Source organism: Methylorubrum subtropicum, assembly GCF_038442325.1.
In the GTDB taxonomy this organism is placed as follows: domain Bacteria; phylum Pseudomonadota; class Alphaproteobacteria; order Rhizobiales; family Beijerinckiaceae; genus Methylobacterium; species Methylobacterium subtropicum.
In genome coordinates this window covers 1-23,080 of the sequence record NZ_JBBXMW010000005.1, presented here as the reverse complement: position 1 = coordinate 23,080, position 23,080 = coordinate 1, and the positions used below count along the sequence as shown (strand labels likewise).

The 23,080-nt window shown below is 67.9% G+C and carries 13 protein-coding genes and 1 pseudogene; 12 read left to right on the top strand and 2 right to left on the bottom strand.

All coding sequences use genetic code 11. The features are described from left to right. The first annotated feature begins 27 nt into the window (after positions 1 to 27). From AAHG03_RS09070 to AAHG03_RS09045, 6 genes are all read left to right on the top strand, one after another. Entirely contained in the window at positions 28 to 1,014 is a 987-nt protein-coding gene (locus AAHG03_RS09070; protein WP_342150302.1) for a Bug family tripartite tricarboxylate transporter substrate binding protein, read from the top strand. A 143-nt stretch (positions 1,015 to 1,157) separates the two neighbouring features. Beyond that, positions 1,158 to 1,658, top strand: a complete 501-nt coding sequence (locus AAHG03_RS09065; RefSeq protein WP_342150301.1) for a tripartite tricarboxylate transporter TctB family protein — start codon at positions 1,158 to 1,160, stop codon at positions 1,656 to 1,658. A 28-nt stretch (positions 1,659 to 1,686) separates the two neighbouring features. Then, a complete protein-coding gene (locus AAHG03_RS09060) occupies positions 1,687 to 3,213 on the top strand; it encodes a tripartite tricarboxylate transporter permease (RefSeq protein ID WP_342150300.1) in 1,527 nt (508 codons plus the stop codon). Between the two features lie 136 nt (positions 3,214 to 3,349). Continuing rightward, on the top strand, positions 3,350 to 5,053 hold the full coding sequence (locus AAHG03_RS09055) for a hypothetical protein (RefSeq protein ID WP_342150299.1): 1,704 nt from the start codon (positions 3,350 to 3,352) through the stop codon (positions 5,051 to 5,053). Between the two features lie 333 nt (positions 5,054 to 5,386). Further along, positions 5,387 to 5,638, top strand: coding sequence for a hypothetical protein (locus AAHG03_RS09050; protein ID WP_342150298.1), 252 nt, complete (start codon positions 5,387 to 5,389; stop codon positions 5,636 to 5,638). Next, complete coding sequence (locus tag AAHG03_RS09045) at positions 5,635 to 6,090, top strand: ComEC/Rec2 family competence protein (RefSeq protein ID WP_342150297.1); 456 nt, start codon at positions 5,635 to 5,637, stop codon at positions 6,088 to 6,090. Before AAHG03_RS09050 ends, AAHG03_RS09045 begins: the two co-directional genes overlap by 4 nt. 554 nt (positions 6,091 to 6,644) lie before the next feature. Here the strand turns inward: AAHG03_RS09045 and AAHG03_RS09040 are convergent. Continuing rightward, positions 6,645 to 7,232, bottom strand: a complete 588-nt coding sequence (locus AAHG03_RS09040; protein WP_342150296.1) for a hypothetical protein — start codon at positions 7,230 to 7,232, stop codon at positions 6,645 to 6,647. Positions 7,233 to 7,848: 616 nt separating this feature from the next. Between AAHG03_RS09040 and AAHG03_RS09035 the strand changes: the two genes are divergently transcribed. Genes AAHG03_RS09035 through AAHG03_RS09010 form a run of 6 tightly spaced genes read left to right on the top strand, consistent with a single transcriptional unit; the run spans position 7,849 to position 22,849 of the window. Next, a complete protein-coding gene (locus AAHG03_RS09035) occupies positions 7,849 to 9,585 on the top strand; it encodes a hypothetical protein (RefSeq protein WP_342150295.1) in 1,737 nt (578 codons plus the stop codon). A 5-nt stretch (positions 9,586 to 9,590) separates the two neighbouring features. Beyond that, positions 9,591 to 10,829 (top strand): vWA domain-containing protein, encoded by a 1,239-nt coding sequence (locus AAHG03_RS09030; RefSeq protein ID WP_342150294.1) that lies wholly within the window; start codon positions 9,591 to 9,593, stop codon positions 10,827 to 10,829. A gap of 45 nt (positions 10,830 to 10,874) precedes the next feature. Then, a complete protein-coding gene (locus tag AAHG03_RS09025) occupies positions 10,875 to 14,360 on the top strand; it encodes a tubulin-like doman-containing protein (RefSeq protein ID WP_342150293.1) in 3,486 nt (1,161 codons plus the stop codon). Between the two features lie 13 nt (positions 14,361 to 14,373). Beyond that, positions 14,374 to 16,590 carry a hypothetical protein gene (locus AAHG03_RS09020; RefSeq protein WP_342150292.1) on the top strand — a complete coding sequence of 739 codons (2,217 nt, stop codon included), beginning with the start codon at positions 14,374 to 14,376 and terminating at the stop codon, positions 16,588 to 16,590. After that, the gene (locus AAHG03_RS09015; RefSeq protein WP_342150291.1) at positions 16,590 to 20,069 is read left to right on the top strand and encodes a hypothetical protein; all 3,480 of its coding nucleotides are present in this window, start codon (positions 16,590 to 16,592) and stop codon (positions 20,067 to 20,069) included. Before AAHG03_RS09020 ends, AAHG03_RS09015 begins: the two co-directional genes overlap by 1 nt. 41 nt (positions 20,070 to 20,110) lie before the next feature. After that, positions 20,111 to 22,849, top strand: coding sequence for a vWA domain-containing protein (locus AAHG03_RS09010; RefSeq protein WP_342150290.1), 2,739 nt, complete (start codon positions 20,111 to 20,113; stop codon positions 22,847 to 22,849). Between the two features lie 117 nt (positions 22,850 to 22,966). On the opposite strand, the pseudogene AAHG03_RS09005 reads toward AAHG03_RS09010, so the two are convergent. Beyond that, positions 22,967 to 23,080, bottom strand: a pseudogene (locus tag AAHG03_RS09005) (IS5/IS1182 family transposase); the annotation flags it as partial.

Genomic DNA, 23,080 nt, shown 5'->3' with positions numbered 1-23,080 from the left:
CGAAACGAGCACCGTGGGAGGAACGCCATGAAGACCATCGTGCGCAGCGTGATCGCGTCCCTGTTGCTGCCGGTTGCCGCCGCGCAGGCCTGGGAGCCGACGAAGCCGATCGAGATCATCGTGCCGTTCCCGCCCGGCGGCGCCTCGGACCAGATGGCCCGCACGATCCAGGGCGCGATCCAGAAGAACGAGCTGGTCAAGCAGCCGATCATCATCGTCAACAAGCCGGCCGCTGCCGGCGGCGAGGCGATGCTCGACATCCAGAAGTCGGCCGGCGACCCCCACAAGCTCATCACCACGTCGAGCGGCATCTACATGACGCCGCTCTCCACCAAGCTCCCGGTGAGCTGGAAGGACTTCACGCCCGTCGCGATGCTGGCGCAGGACGTGTTCGTGCTGTGGGTCAACAGCGCCAAGCCCTACAACACCGTCAAGGAATTCCTCGACGCCGCCAAGACCGCGACCCCGCCGCTGAAGACCGGCGGCAACGGCTCGAAGCGCGAGGATCACCTGATCTCCGTCACCATGGAGCAGGCGGCGGGCGTCAAGATCACCTACGTGCCCTACCAGGGCGGCGGACCGGCCTCGGTGCAGCTCGCGGGCGGGCATATCGACGCCAACATGAACAACCCGGCCGAGGAGGTGTCGAACTGGCGCTCCGGCGCGGTGAAGCCCCTCTGCGCGTTCTCGGCCAAGCCGATGGAGTACACCCAGAAGGTCACCGCCGATAAGGCGTGGTCCGACATCCCGACCTGCCAGTCGCAGGGGCTCGATGTCACCTACCAGATGCTGCGCGGCATGTTCATGCCCGGCAAGGTCACGCCCGAGCAGCAGGCCTTCTACGTCGATCTGTTCAAGAAGGTCGTCGAGACGCAGGACTGGAAGGCCTATCTCGAGCGCAACGCGCTGGTGCCGGACTTCCGCTCGGGTCAGGGCTTCGTCGACTTCCTCACGCAGGACGAGCAGAAGCACAAGGACCTGATGACCAAGGCCGGGTTCATCGCCACCAACTGATCTTTTTCGACGATGAAGCGGTCGCCGCTTCATCGAAACGGCACGTGCCGGCGCCGGACCCCGGAGCCGTCGGTCCCCCTGCGGGAGCGGCGGCGCCGAGGCCGTGCCCGGTCAAGCGCATCTCTCGCCCGGAACGCCCCGCCATGACCGAAGCCTCTCCCCCGATGCCCGAGGAGCGCGGCGTCTCGCGCCGCGTGGTCGAGATCGTCGTGGCGCTGCTGCTCTTGGCCCTCGCGGGGCTCGCCCTGTGGGATTCCTACGGGCGCGGCATGGGCTGGGACAACGGGCCGGAGAACGGCTTCTTCCCCGCCCGCGTCGCCGTCATCCTGGCCATCGCGGCGGTGGCCGCGCTCGTCAGCGCGCTCCGGCGCGAGGACAGCGTGTTCGTCACCTACGGCCAGCTCCGGCTCGTCGCGCAGGTGTTCGTGCCGCTGTTCCTCTACGTGCTCGGCATCGCCTATCTCGGTATCTACGTCGCCTCGGCGCTGTTCATGGCGATCTTCATGATCATGCTGGGCGAATTCCGCTGGTGGCAGACCGCGCTCGGCGTCGTCCTCGTGCCGCTGATCTCCTTCTGGGTGTTCGAGCAGCAGTTCCGGGTCCCCCTGCCGAAGGGACCGATCGAAGCCTTCCTCGGCTACTGACCGGCCCGCGGCCCCGGAGAGAGACGAAATGGACGATCTCAACCAGCTCCTGCTCGGCTTCCAGGTCGCGCTGTCGTGGCACAACGTGCTGTTCATGGTGGTGGGCGTGCTGCTCGGCATCGTGGTCGGCGTGCTGCCGGGCCTCGGCGGCCCCAACGGCGTCGCGATCCTGCTGCCGCTGACCTTCGGCATGGACCCGACCTCGGCGATCATCCTCCTGTCGTCGATCTACTGGGGGGCGCTGTTCGGCGGCGCCATCACCTCGATCCTGTTCAACATCCCCGGCGAGGCGTGGTCGGTCGCCACCACCTTCGACGGCTATCCGCTCGCCCAGCAGGGCCGGGCGGGCGAGGCGCTGACGGCGGCCTTCACCGCCTCCTTCATCGGCGCGCTCTCGGGCGTGGTGCTCATCACCTTCGTGGCCCCCTTGGTCGCCAAGTTCGCCCTGCGCTTCGGCCCGGCCGAGTTCTTCGGCGTGTTCTTCCTCACCTTCTGCTCGTTCGTCGGCATGGGCCGGGAGAACAAGGCCAAGATCGTGGTCTCGCTGGCGCTGGGCTTCCTGCTCGCGGCGGTCGGCATGGACACGATCTCGGGCGACCTGCGCATGACCTTCGGCGCGACCGAGCTGATGAAGGGCTTCGACTTCCTCGTCGTGGTGATCGGCCTGTTCGGCGTGTCCGAGATTCTGCTCACCATCGAGGAGGGGCTGCACTTCAAGGGCAAGAAGGCCGTGATGGACCTCGGCGTGGTCCTGCGCACCTGGGCCTCGCTGCCGCGCTACTGGGCGACCCTGATCCGCTCCTCCATCGTCGGCATGTGGATGGGCGTGACGCCGGGCGGCGCCATCGCGGCCTCGTTCATGGGCTACGGGCTGGCTCGCCGCTTCTCGCGCCAGCCGGAGCAGTTCGGGCGCGGCGACGTCGAGGGCGTGCTCGCCCCCGAGACCGCGGCGCATGCCGCGGGCACCTCGGCGCTGCTGCCGATGCTGGCGCTCGGCATCCCCGGCTCGGCGACCGCGGCCGTGCTGCTCGGCGGCCTGATGATCTGGGGCCTCCAGCCCGGCCCGATGCTGTTCGTCGAGAAGAAGGAATTCGTCTGGGGCCTGATCGCCTCGATGTATCTCGGCAACCTCGCCGGGCTCCTGATCGTGCTCGCCACCGTCCCGGTCTTCGCCGCGATCATGCGCATCCCGTTCGCGCTGGTGGCCCCGATCATCCTCGTCGTGTGCGCCATCGGCGCCTACACGGTCGAATCCTCGCGCTTCGACATCTGGCTGATGCTGGTGTTCGGCGTCGTCGGCTACGTGTTCAAGAAGCTCGACTACCCGCTCGCCCCCCTCGTGCTCGCCCTCGTTCTCGGCGACCGGGCCGAGGACGCCTTCCGCCAAGCGCTGCTGGGTTCGGGCGGCGACCTCTCGGTGTTCTTCTCGAACGGCCTCGTCTCGTCCCTGATGGCCTTGGGCGTGCTGCTGCTGTTCTGGGGGCCGGTGAGCGACCTGCGCCAGCGGCTGATGGGCAAGGGCCGCCCCGGCCGCTCCGCGACGGCCGCGTCCTAGAGCATCGGCCCGAAAGGCGGGGACCGGCTTTCGGAAAAAAGCCGGTTCTGCGTGACGAGCGCCCCCACGATGGCGTCCGTCCGGCGACGGGTGGCAGCGGCCATGCAGCAGCCTCTCGCTCCGCTCCGCCCTCGGCGTGAAGCCGGACCCGACCCTCCTCGGCCGGACCTTCGAATGCCACGACCGCGGGGCGATCCTCGTCGGCGCCGTGTTCGACGGGTTCTACCGCACCTACGAGGGGCGGATCGCCGACCTCCTGCGGATCGCCACCAACGGATCGGGCGAGCTGCCTGCCGGGCACCTTCATCCCGATCTCGTTGAGCGGGTGGCGAACGAGGCCTCCGTCCTGGCCGACCACGTGCTGCGCATGTGCCTGCGCGCTTTCGATTATCTCCCGCCGGTGGACGTGACGTTCGGCGACTTCCTGCGGGCCCTGGTCACGGCGGACCTTGACGTGAACTCCGAGGATCGCTTCGAACTGCGCTTCAACATGATCGAGGCCTTCCGGATCCGCGGCATCTTCCCGGAGGGCGTGTTCTCCCTCGTCGAAGAATCGCTCACGCTGCCGACCTGCGACGATCCCGGCCTCGACCTCGATCCGCATCTCGTCGAACTGGTCCAGCTGCTGTTCGCGATCAACGCCCGCGCGCTCGACTGGGCGGGGCGCGTCGTGCAGCGCACGCGGCCTTCGAGCGGCGGCCTCGCGGCGTTCCAGAGCGTCGTCCGAGAGAGCGACGAGGACCCGGACGACGCGGACGAAGAGGGCAGCCTGCTTCCGAGCGAGAGGGGCCTCAAGCGGAAGATCGGGCAGGGCCTCGGACATTACGTGAGCCAGCGTGCGGCCGCGCTCGGCTTCGAGCCCGGCAAGCCGAGCGCCGTCGTCAGCTTCCATCCCGTTCACCGGATCGGGCTGGACCAGCGCGTCCTCGTCGAGTTCGTCGTCCAGTTCGTCCAGACCGACGAGACGCGCTCGGCCGAGTTCGGAGGGATTCCGATGCGTGCCGGATTGACCGCGATCTTCTCGGCCGACGGCCGGCTGCGAACCGTCGTGTCGCGGCCGATGCCCCATCCGGGCGTGACGGAGCCGTTCGCGGCGGCCGCGGGAGCCAGGGCGGATCGGCAGCGCGCTTTCGTGGAGGCGATCGATCTCGGCGATCCGCGGCTTGCCTGGGGGCCGGACGGCTACGAGGCCGTACGCATGAAGGATCGCGAGACGATCCTCGACATGAACCCGCCTTCGGGCGAGGGATATCTCGCGCTCCTCGGCATGCGCGCGGCCTCGCTCGCGAAGCCGGGGGCATCGACGGCTCCCGAGCCGTTCGGCAGGCAATGGATCGATCCCACGCCGAGCCGCCCGCTCGACGCCGCCGCCCGCAGCAAGCTGCGCGATCTCAACCGCGACCTGCCGCTGGAACTGGCGACGGCCCTGGACAAGGCGATCAACAACACGAGCCTGATGCTGCTGTTCTCGATCGGCGACGCGCACCTTCTGTTCCCCGGCGATGCGCAGTGGGGCACGTGGCGCGAGGTGCTGAAGGACCCCGAGCTCTGTCGGCTGCTCGAGCAGTGCTGCTTCTACAAGGTCGGCCACCACGGGAGCCACAACGCGACGCCGATCTCGTTCGTCAGCCGGCATCTCGGGAAACAGCGGCAGGAAGTGTGGGCGATGGTGCCGGTGACCTCCTATTCCAAGTGGCCGGACATCCCCCGCGCGCCGCTCATCGACGCGCTGAAGGGCAAGGTGACGCATTTCGTACGAAGCGACGGCGACCGGCGGGCCGATGCGGGCTTCCGCTGGCAGGGAGATCTCTACGTCGAGGCGGCGATTCCGGTCGGCTGAGCCCCGGCCGTTCGATCCCGACATTTCAAGATCGATCGACGGATCGCGAATTTTTTTGGACCGAATCGACTGCTCATCTCTTCTGGCGACAATCACGACATGGAGCGGACGCTCGCCGCCGCGTAAAATAAATGGCTGGCCTGTGGTTCGATGATATCTCTTGCAATAATCCGAATTTATTCGCGTCCGCCGATCGGCGGTCGACGGAAAAGGCGCGACGGTCTCGAAGGACCGAGCGATATTTTTGATTCATGTCGCGCGATGAGTGTCGGAGCGAATTCGGTCACCGCAGTCGAGATCATGGCCCTCGCCTCCTCGCTTCGCGATCGGGGCATGGCGGTCGGGATCGCCGACGTCGTCGCGATGACGCGGCTCGTTCAGAGCCACGAGGCCTGGGAACGCGACGAGCTGTCCCGGGTCCTGTCGGCCATCGTCGTCAAGGGACCGGAGGACCGGCGCATCTTCGACGGTGCGTTCGCCATCGTGTTCGGGCCCGCGCCCCCGGCAACCGTGATCGAGACCAGCATCGTCGATGCGGTCCGCGGCACCCGGCGCGAGGTGGAGGGACCGCCCGGCCTCTCATGAACGCGCCGGATCGGGCGACGGCGAACGGCACGAGCATCGCCTTCGTCGTCGAATGCCGCGGCAGGGCCGCGCTGTTCGGCGCCGACGCGCATCCCGACGACCTCGCTCACGCGCTCGCGCGTTACCGCGGCGGCCCCGAGGGTCGCGTTCCGTTCGATCTGATCAAGGTGCCCCATCACGGCAGCGCCAAGAACAACACCTCGCCGTTGATCGACATCGTGTCGAGCCCGCTCTGGCTCGTGTCCAGCGACGGCAGCCGGCACCAGCATCCCGATCCGGAGGCCATCGCCCGCATCGTTCTGGCTCCCGACCGGGAGAAGACGATCGCCTTCGACTATCGCACCGCCTTCAACGAAGGATGGGACGAGGACGGGATCAAGACCGCGTTCGGTTACACGACCCGCTACGGAAGCCTGTCGCATCCGCTCGCTTTCGACTTGTTGTCGAAATGACGCGATCGACGCGGTCGCGATTCGAAACGGCCCCGCCCGTGACGGCGATACGAAGGATGGCGTCGTCGCTTAAGAACGCGATGTCTTGTGACGAATGCGCATGTAGATTATAGATATTATAAAAATGAAGATATTTATTAAAAAAACTTCTTTAGACTTGAAATATATCGAAATCGCCGCAAGCAGAAAGCTCAATCCGAGAAGGCCCGCCAGCATCCACAGCATTCTCTGCGACGCGCGCAATTCATCACTGGCGTCGATCGAAGATTGTTTGGCGTCGGTGACATGCCGACGCGGCTGGGCGGGATCCTGATCGGCGAACTGAACCACAGGCCACCCTTCAACGCATGGTTACAAACGAAGCGCACACGGCACTTGCACGGAGCAGAAGGAGCAGCGCCTGAGCCGCAGCGGTATCGATACGATATGGCCGCAACGGGCGAAATTTCCAGTCAGAGCGCTTTCCGCAGAAGTGGATACCGGCTCGTCGAGGGAAAGCGCGTCAAAACAAAAACCTAGAGATGCGTCCCGACCCATCAGGATCGGGCGCGGCTCTACAGGTAGGGGAGGGGGGCGGCCATCAGGAAGGCCAAGAGGCCCACGAAGACCATCAGAAGGACGTGGTTGCGGTTCAAGCGGAGTTGGTCAGGGCTACAGTCGGCACCGTGAATGTCCACACGGCGGAAGCGGCGTTCCACGGGGCAGAAAACCTGTTGGACCCGATAGAGGGAACGGCTGCCGCGCTTGTTGAGGCTGACGATCACGAATCGGGCGATGGTCAGGCAGCAAAGGACCAGCAGGCACATCGCGATGGGAGCGCGGTGTTCCGCAATCGGCAATGACAGCCCCAAAAGGGAGGTCTCCATTGCAGGGCTGACTCTCTCCTCAAACAAAGCGGTCTTGGTAACCCTTCCGGTGTGGAACAAAGTCGCGAAGTAAGCCCCGGTCACCATCGGGCTGCCAACGTTAAAGTCGTTACAGGTAAGCGGGCGGCTAAGATCGTCAGGTATGTTTTCGATGTACGCCTTGCTCAAGTTGTCCTGGATGCCGAAGAGAACGGCGATCAAGACCGTAATGGGGTAGAAGTGGTGGGTGAGGATGCTCAGAAAAACCTCGAAAGCCACAAAAACCTGATCCGCCATGCCCCTCTCCTATTGATAAGAGGACTACGCGCGAAACGCTTCCGTTTTTAGAAGCGCTGAGAGATTCCGGGCAATTTCGAATGTGCAGGTGGAATGGCACGAGCTCGACGGCCCGATGGGCCGCGAGTACTTATCGTGCATTCGCGCCAGCAAATCGACTCTGGCCGATTCTGACAATGCGACAACGATCCAGTCGGGCGCTAGTTCCCTCGAATTCCGGCATTGCGTGGGGCTTGTACTGTTGTCAGAAGAGTTGTTGTGTCGTTGTGAGCCGGTCAATATTTCATACGACTTGCTAAGTCATGTTCAGGCGTCGAAGGCAAGAGGCCGAGCTACCATCCGGTAAATCCAGATCGTACAAGTTTTTGGGTTGAATTTACGCAATCTTCATCTTGTTATTGGTCAATGTGGTAAAAATCCTGCTGCGGTTGCTGGCGGGCGCTGTAGGGAAATTACATATCCAGCGAGCGAGTACTTGCTGACGATAAATATTTTCAAGACCTCCCGCTGATCGACGAGTACGTAAATGGCTCGCTGTCATTAAAGAAAGCTCTTTGAGGTTGCGGAAGCGTTGGCGTTGCTGCATGCTGCACGGCAACAAGGAACCGACGGTTCGATGCCGGCAGATCAAGCAATGCGGTGCCCCGGGCGTCGACGGACTTCAGTCGTCGCAGCGTCGTTCCTTGTCTTCGGCATGTCGGCGGCCGTGTCGCAAGAGGTCACCATTCCGAACGACGCGCCGTTCATGCGCATCGTCTTGGTCGAGCGCTCGTATTTCGGCGGCGATGACGGCCGGAGAGAGCGGCTTCTGCGCTATGTCCGGGCTTCGGCCGATCAGAAGATCGCGTGGCTGTCGATCATACCGCTGGAAACCGGGCGTCCGATACAGATCAAGAGGCCGGATTCGGCGGACGGCCCGGAGGACGTTGCGGCGGCGCTCGATTCGCTGCTCGACCGTCAGACGCAGGATCCCCCCCAGCTGCAGCGGGCCTACCCGACGCTCGCGCAGATGCTCGCGAGCCATCGCGATGCCAAGGCGGCCTATGCCCGTACGGTCTGCCGGCGCGGCGGCGAGGCCTGCGAACGCTACCTGAGCCGGATCGAGGTGGTGGTCGCGGGCGCTACGTTCCACCGTGATCCGAACGTCGATTTCAGTCTCGAAGTGCCGGCCGTGGGCTGCTTCGTGGCCCCGTCCCAGGCTTATCGGACGCTGACCCACCCCGATGGGATCCAGGCCGAGACATGGCCGGCCGAGGGTTCGATGCCGAGCCTCCGCCAGGACGTGCGACTCACCGTCGCAGTGGATCGGAGCGGTGGACACGACGCTCGGCCCGGGATCGTCCGCTTCTTCGACCGTCTGGCGGCGACGCAAGGCTATACTTGGAACGGCGTCGCCGACATCGGCAGCCCGAACGCGCCTCTGCGTTACCTGAAGTTGCCGGACGAGCCCGCGGAGGCCTGCGGGCGCGTCGCAGCGGGTGAGCCTGGCGCTCTGCCCGACCTCACGGTCGCACAGCTGCCGAAGCCGGGCGTGACATCGCCGCCCATTCCGCCCGCCCCGCCCGCGAGGATTCCGTCGCCGCCCGCCGTCGAGGCCGGGACGCCGCAGCCCTCCGCCGTCGAAGCGAAGCCGCCCACCGTTGAGGCGAAGAGGCCGCAGCCCTCCCCCGTCGAAGCCAGGCCGCCCGCCGTCGAGGCGAGGAGGCCACAGCCCTCCGCCGAGGCGCCGCCGCCCCCGCCGCCCTACCTCGATCCGCTGGCGGTCCCGGAGGTCGGCGAGCCGGTCGTGACGGTGCCGGCGCGGCCCACCCCTCCGCCGCCCCCGACCGGTGCCGTCGCCTCGGCGCCGCCCGTCCCGGCGCGGCCGGAGGCCGGGAGCGTCTCGGTCACGGGCGCCGTGGCGGATCTCGGCGCGAGCCTGGCGGCGCCGCTGCGTCCGAACGACCTCTCGGTCACCCTCCGCTGGTCCACATCCCCGAACTTCGATCTCGTCGGGCGTGCCACCTTGACCGATCTCAAGTCGGGGAAGCCGGCCGAAGACGTCGAACTCACGACCTACGGCTTCACGCCGAAGCCGGAATCCGGCGCCGCGAGGTCCGCGACCGGCCGCTTCGTCGTCGGCCGATCGCGCAACCGTGAATTCGCCGTCGGCCTCAAGGTGGAGAACGGACAATGCCGCGACGGGGGGCCGCGCTTCGCCACGGTCGAGTTCGCCGCGGGCAGCGCCGTTTCGATCACGCTGCAGGTCAACGGCCGGCCGGCGGAGGCGCGGCGCGGGACGCGTCTGCGCCTGACCTGCGCGAACGGCCGGCCGCAGGCCGGCGGCGACAGCATCCTCGTCAAGGTCCGGTGACGCCGATGAGAGGCTTGATTCTCTTCCTGCTCGGACTCGCGGCCACAGCCTTCGCTCAGCCCTGTCCGGCGGCCGGACCGGCCGAGACCGGGGATCGCCCTCGTCCGGGTCTCGTCGTCATCTACGATGGGTCGCGCAGCATGTGGACGCCGATGCCCGCCTTCGGCTACGCCATCGATCCCAAGTCGCGGCGCTACGCCGTCGCCGCCGACTTCGCGAAAGGTCTCGTCGACCGGATCGCCGCCGCCGCGCCCGGCTACGATGCGGGCCTCTTCCAGTTCGGAACCAAACGTCCCGGAGATTGCTCCGATCGCGGGCTCGCCGTCGGCTTTGGGCCGATTGCCGATCCGCTCCAGCGCACCCGCATCAAGGATGCGATGTCCGAGACGCGGCCGACGGGCATCACGCCGATCGGGGCCTCGATCGAGGATGCGGCCGACCTGCTCAAGGGCTATTCGCCCGCCGTCATCTTCCTCGTGACGGACGGCGCCGAGGAATGCCCTGAACTGGGGAAGGATCCCTGCGACACGGCCGCGGCGGCGAAGCGGGCCGCGCCGAGCCTCGTCGTCCACGTCGTCGGCCTGGATTTGGCGGAGGGCATCCTGAAACGCGTCGCCTGCGTAGCCGAGCTTTCCGGCGGAAGCGTTGCCGTCATCGAGAAGCCGGGCGACGTGGAGCGCGTCGTCACCGCCCTGACCACCGCGATCGTCCCCCCCTCCGGGACGATCGTCGCCCGCGCCGACGTCGCGCCCGCGGCCACGTTTCCGGCGATCCGGCAAGCGCCGAAGATCACGCTCGTCGACGAGCGGACGGGTCGGGCCGTCGCCTCCGAGGCCGGCACGTTGTCCCGGAACGTCCCGGCGGGCGCCTACAGGGTCGAGTTCCAACTCGGCTCCGTCGCCCGCTCGAGCCGGCTCGAGACCGGGTCGATCGACGGCGAGGCCAAAGTCACGATGACCTTCCCCTTCGGCGTCCTCAAGGTCGAGCCGACCCTGCCCGACGGGCGCGCGTTCGAGGTCGAGCCGCGGATCGCATGGACGGTCGAACTGATCGAGACGGCCGACGGCCGAACCTACCCGCGCGGAAGTCAGACCGTCACCTATCAGGCGCCCGCGCTGCGGCTCTCCGTCCCACCGGGCACCTACCGCGTCACGGCCGATTTCGACGGCCGGACCTTCGACGGCGGCGAGCCGATCCCGGTCGCCTCGGGCGCCGAGACCGCCCGGTCGATCAAGGTGCAGTGATCCGTACGTCCCTCTTCCACCGCGGCGTAGAGGCTGGAGCTTTCCATGATCACCGTGAAGCGCCCGACGATCCTGATCGGCGTCGGTGGGACCGGCGGCGTGATCGCCGATCGCGTGCTCGCCAAGGCCCAAAGCGCGGGGCTGCGGGAGGACAGCCGCGTGATCGTCGTCGGGATCGACACCCATCTGCGCGATCTGCGCGAACTCAAACATATCGAGAGGCGCTTCCGCATCCAGACGTCCGATCAGAGGAGCGTGCGGGAACTCCTGCTCGAACCGAGCTGGTCTTCGATCAAGACCTGGCATCTGCCGATGGAGAGCTTCAACGAGGATACGCTGTCGAAGACCCTGCTGTCCGGTGCCGGCCAGATCCGGATGCTGAGCCGGCTCGCGACCTACCTCACCTTCAAGGACGGGAACGCGCGTCAGGTTCTGCTCGAAGCGATCAGCCGGGTGACGCGGCTGCGGACCCGCGACACGAATGCTCCGGAAGTGCAGGTGGTGATCGCCTCGAGCCTTGCCGGTGCCACGGGATCGGGGTCCTTCATCCAGATCGCGAGCGCGATGGACCAGTTGTGCAAGGAGGCCGGCGTCTCGGGGCTGGTGCGGGGCGTCTTCCTGATGGGCGACGTGTTCGTGCGCACCAGCACGCTGCCGATCGAGCAACTCGTCAACGCCCAGTTCAATACCTACGCGGCGCTGGCCGAACTCAACGCCTGCAACGCCTTCGCCTCGGGGCGCAACGCCCCGGTCGGCTTCACCTTCGAGGTCGCGCCGGAGATGCAGATCAAGGTCGGCGTGCCGCCGCTCCAGACCGTCACGCTGATCGACTACGAGAACGACATTGGCGGCAATCTCGGCGTCGATCGCGAGGCCTATAACGAGATGGCCGTACGGGCCGTCTACCAATACGTGTTCACGCCGATCGGCGAGCGCCTCGACGGCGTGATGATCAACGACCAGCGCGCCAAGCAACGGGCGGAGGAGGCCGGGCGCCGGCCTCTATATTCGGGCATCGGCGTACACGCGATTCGGTATCCGCGTGAAGACGTGGAAAGCTACGTGGCGAGCGCCTATGCTGCCGAGAACCTTCGCGGTGAATGGCTGGCCCTCGACGATCTCTACGATCTTGCCTACCGCGACTACGAGCTGCGCCGCCAGACGGACCCTTCTGCGGTGCGGCCGGATGTCGGCGAACTGTTCCTGCGCAACTTCGAGTTGCTTCGCGGCGAGTCGAGCTTCATCAAGCTGCTGCACGCCACGCTGCATCCCGGCGGGGTCGACCTCGACGGGAATCTCGCGAAGCCGGCCCACAGGCGCTATCTCGAAGCGCTCGAAGCGGAGATCCTGCGACAATACTGGGAGCTGCCGCCGCTGCCGACGCTCGTGAAGGGGATCACGCGCGTGACCACGACGCAGCTGGAGGACGCCGACGACATCTCCGGCATGGTCGTCAACATGGAGACCGCGCTCGACCGCGCTTGGCGGGCCGTCTCCGTCACCGCGCCCACGCAGCCGACCGACATCTTCCGGACCGTGTTCTCGACGGGCCTGGAGCCGGAGCGGCTCGGCGGCTATCGCGACCACCACCTCAAGCGCTGGCTGGTGGCCGACAAGCTTCACCTCGTTGCGATTCGCTGGTTCCTGTACGCCCTGCGCAACGACGTCAGGGCCGCCCGCGCGACCCTGCGGGCGGACGACATCCAGCGGGCGATCCTGAACCTCGGCAACCAGTTCAATCCGCCGCCCGAGCGCGGATCCTCCCCGTCGCCGGCCCCGGACGGCGGCCAGCGCGCCCGCAGCAATCCGGAAATCCTCGAACGCGCACGGCAGGCGCAACGGCGCGGCTGGTTCAGCAAGCGCAAGGCCTTCGCCGCGCAGGTGACGAAGTACTATCAGAACAGCATCCTCAGCATCGAGAAATGGGCGGTCACGAAGGCCCGCGAGCAGATCTACGACAACCTGCTGCGCGAACTCGACGCGATGATCGCCCTCGTCGAGCTGGCCTTCGACCGTGTGAAGGATCTCAAGCGCGGCCTCGACCGCGACCTGTCGGAGATGGCCGGCGCCCATTCGGCGGCGCGCGGGCGCGGCCTGTTCGACGGCATCCGCTACGTGCTCAGCGAGCCGAGCGACAAGGAGCGCATCGCCGCGACCGCGATCCAGAACGCCACGCGCACCGTCGAGGAGGGGGCCGAGACCAACGCGGCGATCGGCCAGCTCGTCCTCAGCACCTATCTCGATGCGCGCAAGGCGAACCCGATGAACCCGCGCGAGCCGATCGCGCGCCTCGACATCCGGCAGGTCGATCACATGCTGCGCGAGCGGCTCGTGGATCGGGACGCGCGCGCGGCCGTCCAGGGGCGCCTGCGGCCCTATTACGACTTCTCCGTCTGGGGGGCCGTGCAGCGGGATTGGCTGGCGCGGCGCGAGGAGGCCGGCATCGAAGCGCAGTCGGGCGGGGGCGTGGGCTACGCCGTGCCCGACTCCCCCGAGAAGTATCTCGAACTCCTCGTGCAGGAGGTGCGCGGGCACGCGCAGCCCTTCATCGACTATACGACCGCCGGCGTCGGCCAGTCGATCATCTTCTGGTCGATCAATCCCGCCGTCGTCGAGGAATTCGAGGAGCGCGAGCGGCTGCTCGACATCCTGAAATCGGGCGACGGCGAGAACATCGACGAGAACGAGGCGCACCTGAGGACGGAGCTTCTCTGCACGCATGTCCGCGCCAACCTCGACCTGTCCGATCTCAGGAAGCTGCATCCCGGCGACGGCTCGGAGCACGCGCGCGGCGCCTCGACCGGCGCCTATCGCAAGGCCTATCTCGAAGAGGTCGCGCCGCTGCGTCGCCCCGGCGGCGCCTCGGGCGGTCGCATCACGCCGCATATCGACCGCAACTGGCACAAGGCCGGCATCCTGCCGGAACTGTTCCCGCAGTCGCAGAAGCAGTTGAGCGACGAGATCGACCGCGCGATCGTGCTCGCCATGGTGCTCGGCATCCTGCTGAAGACCACGCCCGCCGGGCGCGGACCCGTCACCGCGATCGACCTCTCGCGGCTGCCCGGCGGCGTCGGAAGCCTGCGCGAAGTCGCGACCTCGCACGACGACTGGACCATCGTCAGCGCGCTCCGGCGCAACAGCGACTACACGCTCGCCGCCGAAATCCTCTGGGACGAGCAGCTGAAGTCGCTCCAGGCCGCCGACGCCGCGCTCACGCGGCCCGCCGGCCTGGCGGCGCAGGCCCGGACGATCCTCGCCATGGCCGTCCCGGTCAAAGACCGGGAGCAGCGTGCGGCGGCGGTGGAATCCCTCCTGCTGCGGCTGCTCGAAATCCTGGCCCAGGTCGTCGCGCGGCTGATGCCGCAGCAGACCTCGTTCGCCCAGGCCGCCTACGTCCTTCAGATCGCACGAGAGGCCTTCCCGGCCGCCGCGCAGGAACTCGCGGCCGAAGAGGGGCTCGAGAGCGCCCGGGCGAAGGATCTCGACGTCATCTGCGATCGCGTCCTGCTGTCGTTCGAAAGGACGACCTGAGGGTCGCGCGGCCATGCCGGTACTTCTCGCCAACGCCGATCCGGCCTTTCCCTTCGTCGACTGCGTCCGCCGTCAGGCCTGCGACCTGTTTCCGGCGCCCCCGGCCGCGAAGTCGTTCGTCATCGACTTCGCGGGTGGGGGCCGGGTCGAGGGCGCGACGCCGGAGCAGTTGGACGACGCCCTGATCGAGCGCGAGGTCTGGGGGTTCTGGCCGCCGGTACGGGGCGGCAACGCCATCCTGATCCGCGATGACCTGTCCGACTTCGCGACGCTGGCCGCCAACGCGCCCGACGACTCGTCCTGGGCGCTGATCCTGATCGACGCCGCCGCCCTGACCCGCTTCGGCAGCGACGGCGCCGCGGGGGTGTTGACCCGCGACATCCTGACGGGGCTGAGCGCCAAGAAGCGCGGCGGGACGCCCGGGCGGACGATCCGGATGTCGACGGTGACCACGCGCAACCTCTACATGCGCCGCATCCTCGTGGTGATGTCCGGCCTCGAAGGGACCGGCCCCGCGGTCGAGGCCGCCCATGCGCTCGTGCGCGAGGACCTCGTCGACAACGTGGTGTTCCTCGCCGCACGCGATCCGTCCGACCCGCAGCGCCATGCCATCTACTTCGCCGGCCTGCGGCTCCTGGAATCCCTCGCCGCGGTCAAGGACATCGAGAAGCGGTTCGAGGATCCCGGCGGACGCCAGAAGTTCGCCGGCGTCGTCCGGCTGACCATCGACCGGGCGCTGCTCTCGGCACCGACGCTGGCCCACCGCCGCCTGTCGATCGTCCAGCGCATGATCGAGCATCTCAAGCAGATCGAGCAGTCCGGCGAGCGGAGGGAGAGCGTGCGGCAGGTCGCCGACGAGATCCGCGAGATCCGCGATACGATCGAGAGCCGGCATAAGGCCATGGGGCGGTCGGCCTGGACGAATCCGGGGCCCGAGCGGATGCCGGAGGTTCTGAAACCGCACCTGTTTCACGTCAAAGGGGGACGCCGCCGGACGCTCGCCCACGCGGAGGCCAACGTCGCCAGACTCGACGAGGCCGCGCGCCGACAGATCAATCGCTCCGCCGTCATCGCCGACCCGGTCGAGCCCGGGTCGGACGACGAAGCCGTGCGGGAATCGCCGTCGGCCGCGAGGATGCAACTCACCAAGGAGGCGGGCGACGACGAGGAGATCGCCCGCAAGATCCGGGACATCCAGTCGGGCCTGTTCCGCAACCTCGATCCGGGCGAGCGCGATCTGGTCCAGCACGGCCGCCAACTCGACGAGATCATCGCCAAGCATGTCGCGCGGCAGCGCTGGCACCGCGCGGCCATGGCGGACGAGGCGGACGGGGCCCGCTTCGTCTTCCTCCCCGCCGAGGCGCGCGTCGAGGCCCTGGCGAGGCCGGCGCCCCTCGCGCTGGGCGGCGATCGGACGGGCCGCTCCTTCGTGGCGCCGGTCGCGCGGGAACTCGCCGACTACGCCCACGCCGCACGCCTGGCCGGGGAAGCCGAGGGCGGTCTCCTCCGGTGGGGCGGGCTGATCCTCGTCCTGGCCGCGATCGTGACGGCGCAACTCGTCCCGGCCTCGCGCGCGACGAGCGTGACGGTATGGCACCTGTGGGAGGCCGTCACCTTTCAGGACTTCACCTGGGGGCTGTTCATCTATGCTTTTATCGCCACCACATTCGTCGCTGCTCCGCTGATGGCATTCTGTTGCGCGAAAAACGCGCATCAGCGCGCCGTGACCCGGATGGCCCGCAGCCTGGGGGCGGAGGCGGACTCCGCCACGCAGCCGAGCCTGCTCTCACGCCTCGGCCGGATGTTCGAGGACGCCCATCGTTTCCGCGGGACGCACCTGACCCTCGGCCGCCTCACCCTGCTCCGACGGCGGGTGAAGGAACTCGGCGATACGCTGCAGAAACTGGAACGGGTGCAGCTCATCCAGGACAGGATCGCGGCATGGCCGGCGCCGAAGGACCTGCCCGGCACCGATCCGCTGCCCGGCCTGCGGACCAAGCTCGACCAGGAACTCGCCAGGGTTCCGCGGGAGCGCTGGATCACCCATCTCCTGCGCGTCGAGGATCACGACGCCCCCCTGGCCGTCGCCCTCTACACCTTCGACAACGAGACCCCGGCGCGCGAGTTCAGATCGACCGTCTTCCTCGCCGGGCGGGACGAGGGGGAGACGATCACGCTGGAGCGGCTCGAGCGCGAAGCGGCGCCGGACGCGTCGGGAACCGTTGCGTGATGGCGCGAACCCGCGGCTCCCGCGCCCCGCTCGAGCGGCATGCCACGCCGCTCTTGATCATCACCGGCCTCGCCGTCGTGGCCGCCGGCCTGAGCCTGTGCGCAATCCTCTCCGACCCGTCCCTGTTCGGCGGGCCGTGGTGGGTCGTCGCTCTCTTCGCCGCGACCCTGGCGGCCGCCACCTCGGCGATCTTCCGGCAGTCCCGCCTGACGCTCATGCCGGGCCCGGGCCTCCTCCTCGGCGGGGCGGCCCTGTTTCTCATGACCACGCAGCGCGCCCTCGATCCGATGGCCGTGGCCGACCACCAGCTCGACGGCTTGGTGCTGGTGCTGAACGCGCTCCGGCTCGACGGCACCGGGATGAGGGAGCGCCTCGCCTCCCTGTTCGGCCAGACCGCCGGCCTCTCGCTCTTTCTCGGCAACCTGACGCTCGTGGTCGCCTACGCCGTCGTCCGGCTCTTCGGCATCGGCCTGCTCGGACTGCTGATGCGGATACCGGGGAGCGGACTCGCCGCCCGCTTCCTCGGCGGGCGATGGGACCGGCCCGACCTGGCTCGGATCTGGACGAACCGGACCCTCGCGATCCTCACCCTGACGGTCGTCGTCTCGGTCTATCTCCAACTCGTCGCCCTGGCCGCCTTCGCGGCCTGGAAGGGCCGGACCTATCTGTTTCTGGGCGATTTCGAACTCAGCCGGCTGACCTGGGCCGCGACCTTCGTGTTCCTCGTCGAGCTTGCCGCGGCCTTCCATCCCGAGCGGTCGCACATGGTCCAGCGGGACGTGAAGCCCGAACCGCTCCCGGAGCCGGACCTGCGCCTGATCCGCCAACTCTACGCGGCCCTCGAAGCCAGCGGGGTCTCGGGCTTCGTCTCGATCGAACCCGACGACCGCGCACCCGACTGGAACACGGTCGAGTCGAGGGCGGCGCGGGCGAACCTCGACGCGGATCCGCGGGTCGCCGACCTGCTTCGGACCGTCGAGCGAAGCCTCGCCGAACGCGACGATCCCTCGGCCGTCACCGATGCCGTCCATCGCTTGGCGGGGCCGGTGGCCGACTTCTACGCGTCCGATATCCGCGACTCCTCGGTCCTCGTCCTGGCCGAGACGATCACCACGACGCATTACCGGGTCTTCGGCCAGATGATCCTCTCGGCGCTCGATGCCGGAGGCGTGGTGCTCCTCGTCTGCCCGGACGGCCAGGACCGGGCGGTCCGCAACGAGATCGAGAACGTGTTCCAGCGGACCCGCGTCGGCCTGATGGCCGAGACGCTGCTGCTCGGCGAGACCTTCGACGAGCATCAGCTCTACGAGGTGCTGATCGCCTCCGAGACGGCCCTGGAGCACGAACTGCTGGCCAACGCCGACAGGCACCGGCGTGAACTCGACCGCCTGACGCTGATCATCGGGCTCGATCTGCACCGCATCGAGCTGTCGCGGATGAGCCTGATGCTGCGGCGCCTGCGCCGCGAGGCGACGTTCGACGAGATCCGCCTCGCCTTCACCCTCACCGACTTCGGTCAGCCGGAGAACGTGGTGCGGCAGATCTTCCTCGACGGCCTCCCGCGCAGGGTGGCGATGGCGCGGATCGGCTCGCACGCCTCCGAGGGGCTCTACCGCTTCGCGCTGCCGGACACGGCGGACAATCGCGGCGCCCTGCGCACCATGACCGCGACGATCAGCGGGCGGGACGCGCGCCCCGCGCAGAGGCGCTCGCCCCTCGAAGACGTCCGCGACAGCGCGGCGCTGATCGCTCTCGCCGCCATGCAGGTCGGGCTGCCGGTGGTGTTCCACGACCCGCGCGGTCGCCGCATCCCGGAGGGGGCCGACACCGTCGAACACCAGACCTGGTCCTTCGGCACGATGGCCGCCGTGGAGCGCTTCCTGCTCAGGGGGGAGGACGCGCAGCGCTTCCGGAACATCGTCGCGCGGCGCAGCCTGCCGACGAGCGACACGCTGTCCCGGTACGGGCGCGTGGTGATCGTCGAGGAATCGCTCAACGCGGACGCCGCCCTGACCCGGCCCTACGACTTCCTCGACCAGTACCCGACGCTCGTGGTCGTGCTGCTGCGGGACGCGCACCTGATGAGCGACAAGGACATCCTCGCGATCATGGGACCGGGCGGCCCGATCCTGCCCTCGACGCCGACGCCGGCCGTCGGCGCCCGCGGGATCGCCTACATCCTGGAACCGCGGCTGCGGACGGGCATCCGGGAGACGGAGCTGGCGCAGTTGCTGCGCAGCGTGCCCGACAAGGTCAAGACCGGATACGGCTTCGCCGCCAACCGCGCGGGTCTGGGGCGCCTGCTGACGAGCGCGACCCGGACGGAGGCCATCCGCTTCCGTCCCGACGAGATGGACGCCGGGACCGGCGAGCCGATCTTCCGCCTCGACGAGCCCTCGCCGCCGTCCGGACTGACGGTCGATCTGGACATCCGCCCGCGGGTCGAAGACGGGAAAGTGAGGATCGTGGCCAACGATGTCGGCCTGCGTTTCGTCGCCGGCGCCTACACGGCCATCCGCACCCCGTTCGAACTCGTGCGGAGCGTGTCGGGACTGGAGATCGACACCGAGGCGGCCCCGGCCGGCGAGTGCTCCTACGAGCAGCGCCGTTTCGCGCGCGTCTGCCCGGTCTATGCCGGCGTCGTCGGCGAAGCGTTCAAGGTGGAGGCGGGCCCCACCCACGCGCGTTCGCGGTCCGACAAGCCTCCCTACAACAAGTCCAGGACGACGCTCCACAGCCGCGTCACGCTGTTGTCTGGGCCGGTCCGGCGGAACGCGCGGCGGTGGTACGCCGAGGTCGAAACCGTCCCGCCTTTCAATACCGACGGGGCCTTCATCGGAACCAGCAAGGTCGTGGAAGCGAGCGAGGTCGTCACCGTGGAGCGTCCGATGCGGATGCTGCACATCGCCTGGATGCTCGACAGCGACATCGGTGCCAAGACGGCGGGCAAGCCGGCGGGCAAGCCGGTGCCCGAGCCGGCGCCCGGCCCGCCGCCGCCGCCCGATCCGAAGCTGATCGGAGAGACGGCCGTCGCCGCCGCGGTTCTGCTGAAGGAGGCCATCGTGGCCTGCTTTCCCGGCCAGGGACACCGTGTCTGGGTGACGTCCCCGCAGGCCGCGCGGCGGCTCGCGGCCGAGCCGGAGGGGGAGGACGGCGCCCGCTACATCGCGGACCGTTACGCCCTGGCTTCCACGATCGACGTGACGCCGTGGCTCGACGCGCTGTCCGGCGAGGAGGAGCGGCAACCCTTCGACCGCGAGGGAGCGAGCCGGATCGACCTGTTCGTGATCGAGGATTCCGAGTGGAGCCTGGGCGTCATCGAGCCGCTCGCGCGCCCCAGCGCCGACGTCTACCGCTTCATGCTTCGGGCCCTCGACAAGCCGCCGACCTTCGGCGCGCGTCAGCCTCCCCCTTACATGGGGCTTCAGTCTCTCCGAGCCTTCGTCGAGGTCTGGATGTCCGAGAGGCCGATGCGATGACGATGCGAGCCATCCTCCTCGGCCTCGTCCTCGCTCTGGCGATGCTGGGCGGCGGCCCGGCCCGGGCCGGCAAGCTGGTCGGCGTCGTGTTCGACGATTCCGGCAGCATGCAGGACGGCTACAAGCTGCCGCTCGCGGGTCTGCAGATGCTCGCGAGCACGCTCGACGGTCGGCCGGGGGGCGACCGGCTGCTCGTGACCCGGTTCGGCTGGTATCTGAAGACCGTTTCCGGCCAGGACGTCGGCCATCCGGTGCAATCGGCGCCGCCCTACATTCGCGACGTGCCGCTCGGGTCTCAGACCGCGCTGCAAGCCTCGGTCAGAGCTTTCTCCGGCTGGACGATTTCCCAGGCGACCGGCACGCCCTACCAACCGGTCCGAAGCATGCTCGAGACGCTCGCCGAGCAGGCGGAGGCCGAACAGGATGTCCATCTCGTCGTCCTGACCGATGGGGCATTCGAGACGAACCCGGAGTCCCGGCTGAGCGAGCCGTCGGTGCTGGTCCAGGAATACCAGCGGATCCGTGAAGAATTGGGGAGGAAGCACGCCCGCCTCACGGTGCATTTCCTGCTGATCCTCAACGGCCAACCGGGCCCGACCACCAAGGCCGTCTCGGAGCAGAAGGTCCGCTCGGGCCTGTTGGAGGTCTTCAACAACGCCAAGGATGCCGGCCTCGCCCCGGTCCAAGGGTTCGACGATCTCCGGAGCGCCATGCTGGCGATCATCGGGCGCATCTCCGAGACGGATGCACGCCGCTCCTCCTCGGTCATCGTCGGACGATCGGACGATGCGGTCCAGATCAAGCTCCCGTTCGCGGTGTCGCGCATCATCGCGCTCTCCACTGCCCAGGGCCAAACCAGGACCGTCATCGAGACGGCCGACGCCCTGCCCAGGCCCGTGCAGATACGGAAGACCGGGAGCGGCCCGGAGGCGGCGCTCGATGTCGATCGGCTCGACGTGTCCGGCGGCATGAACGAGCCGGACAGGTTGGAGGCCTGGAAAGCGAAGGGGCAACTGTTCTTCCATTCGACGCAGCTCACACCCCGGTCCTACCTGCAGCCCGGCCCGTACAAGCTCGCCTTCGACAAGCGGCCGCGCGACGATCTCGTCCTGCTGTTCCGGACGGACCTGAGCGTCGCTTGGTCTCTGCTCGACCGGGAGCGCGTCGTGGCCGGGAGCGAGCAGGCCGGGACGGTCACGGTGCCGGTCGCGCAGCCGCTCACCCTCGACATCAAGGTCCGGGACAAGCTCGCGGGCGATGCCATCGCGAACTTCAGGGACTTTCCTCAGGACGCCACATTCGAGGCGACGCTCGTCGATGGGGACGGCAACATCGAGAGACCGAAGCTTCGCCTGGATCGCGACAGGGCGACGGTGCGGGGCCCGGTGACGTTCTCGAAACCGGGGCGCTACAAGCTCAGCGTGGCGATGCGGGTCGCCGGCGCGCCGTCGAAATCCTCGGGCCTGTTCGAGATCGAGGCGCGCCGGAACGCCACGTTCGCGATGGCCGTCGATCCCGGCTCGGGGGGCAACGGGCAGTTCTCGGTCGACGTCCCGGCCGGGCCGGCGAGCGGCGACCCGCGCATCACGACCATCCTCGTCACGCCGGGCGGGGTCGCCGAGGGCGAGGCCCGCATCAAGCTGCGCGGCCTGCCGCCGGGCACCGAGGCCGTCCACGACGGTCGGCCGCTTCCGGCCGACGGCGAGGTCGTCCCCTTCAAGGAGGGCGAGCCGATACGCCTGGAGGTTCGGCGTACGTCGGCGTGGACGGGCCATGCCGACGGCCATGCGATCCGCGCCGAGACCGTCGTCGAAGTCGATGAGGTGGGCGGCGGCGGGAGCTTCCACGGCACGCTCGCGATCGCGACGCGCATTCCGCCCGCGCGCCTCGTCTATCGCGGCGCGAAGGACGAGGCCGGCGGCCTGATCCCGGTGCCGGTCTCGATCAAGGACCTCGCGGCCGGAAAGCCGTCCTTCGCCTTCGCCCTGGAGGGGGCGCTGACGCCGCCGACCGACGAGGACTTCGTCTTCCTGGCGCCCGAGGGGCTGACGAGCTGGATGGGAGCGCTGATCGGGGCGAAGCCGCGGGTGACGACGTCCGGCTCGGGTGCTCCGGCGGCGATCGAGGTTCGGCTCGAAGCGTCCGCGCTCTCCTGTTGCCTCCTGGGCTGGCTCCAGGGCCGACATGAAATGAGCTTGGCCTACCGCCCGAAATCCGCTGCGCAGAATGCCGCCGCGTCGGCGCCGTTCGACCTCAACGACGAGGGCCGGGCCTCGTACGCCGGCTGCTGGCTGCTGCTGGGGCTTCTGCTGGCCTTGGCCTGGCTGATCGGCTGGTTGGTGACCTGGGCGACCGCCGACCGCTTTCCGAAACGCGCCGTGATCGTGATCGAACGAGCGAACGCCTTCCCGGAACAGCGCGGCTTGGCCTACGTCAACTATACGGCCGTGAAGGCGATGGGGTGGCCGGTGTATTGGGTGCTCAATCGCCTGCATTGGCCGAGGCTGCGGGAGCAGCAGGTTCGCGAAGGGCTGCGATTGGTGGCGCGCCAAGGTGGTGTCGATGCACTCCCCGCGGGCTCGGCTTGGCCCGACTACAAGCTGGAACACACGGCGATGACCCTGGAGTTGGAGAGTCCCGTCGAGTCGGGCCGACCGCCCAATCCCGTCATGTTGCCCTGGGGATCGGTCCTGCTCGACGAGCGGCAGAAACGGATCATCAGCTTATGGCAGCGGCGAAGTGATTTCCAGGCGCGCTATGGCGATACTTTCGAATATTGAGTCTTGAAGCATCGTCCTGGATGCCGTGTCCGGATCGATGCTTTAAGTTAGTGTGATGCATCGGCTTTTTCCGAAAGCCGGTGTCCACCTTTCGGGCCGATGCTCTAGGTCGCGGACTCATAAAATCCGAAGCCAGATGCGGACGGCGGCGAGCTTGACGCTGGCAAGGAAGTTTTCCGGGTCCTTGTCGTATCGGGTCGCGACCGCACGGAAGTGCTTAATTTTGCTGAA

What these genes read in the sequence shown, in the direction of transcription:
- AAHG03_RS09040 (WP_342150296.1), bottom strand. Translation starts at nt 7,232, where the DNA reads ATGGCGGATCAGGTTTTTGTGGCTTTCGAGGTTTTTCTGAGCATCCTC.
- AAHG03_RS09020 (WP_342150292.1), top strand. Translation starts at nt 14,374, where the DNA reads ATGCCGGTACTTCTCGCCAACGCCGATCCGGCCTTTCCCTTCGTCGAC.
- AAHG03_RS09025 (WP_342150293.1), top strand. Translation starts at nt 10,875, where the DNA reads ATGATCACCGTGAAGCGCCCGACGATCCTGATCGGCGTCGGTGGGACC.
- AAHG03_RS09050 (WP_342150298.1), top strand. Translation starts at nt 5,387, where the DNA reads ATGGCGGTCGGGATCGCCGACGTCGTCGCGATGACGCGGCTCGTTCAG.
- AAHG03_RS09065 (WP_342150301.1), top strand. Translation starts at nt 1,158, where the DNA reads ATGACCGAAGCCTCTCCCCCGATGCCCGAGGAGCGCGGCGTCTCGCGC.
- AAHG03_RS09010 (WP_342150290.1), top strand. Translation starts at nt 20,111, where the DNA reads ATGCTGGGCGGCGGCCCGGCCCGGGCCGGCAAGCTGGTCGGCGTCGTG.
- AAHG03_RS09015 (WP_342150291.1), top strand. Translation starts at nt 16,590, where the DNA reads ATGGCGCGAACCCGCGGCTCCCGCGCCCCGCTCGAGCGGCATGCCACG.
- AAHG03_RS09060 (WP_342150300.1), top strand. Translation starts at nt 1,687, where the DNA reads ATGGACGATCTCAACCAGCTCCTGCTCGGCTTCCAGGTCGCGCTGTCG.
- AAHG03_RS09035 (WP_342150295.1), top strand. Translation starts at nt 7,849, where the DNA reads ATGCCGGCAGATCAAGCAATGCGGTGCCCCGGGCGTCGACGGACTTCA.
- AAHG03_RS09030 (WP_342150294.1), top strand. Translation starts at nt 9,591, where the DNA reads ATGAGAGGCTTGATTCTCTTCCTGCTCGGACTCGCGGCCACAGCCTTC.
- AAHG03_RS09045 (WP_342150297.1), top strand. Translation starts at nt 5,635, where the DNA reads ATGAACGCGCCGGATCGGGCGACGGCGAACGGCACGAGCATCGCCTTC.
- AAHG03_RS09070 (WP_342150302.1), top strand. Translation starts at nt 28, where the DNA reads ATGAAGACCATCGTGCGCAGCGTGATCGCGTCCCTGTTGCTGCCGGTT.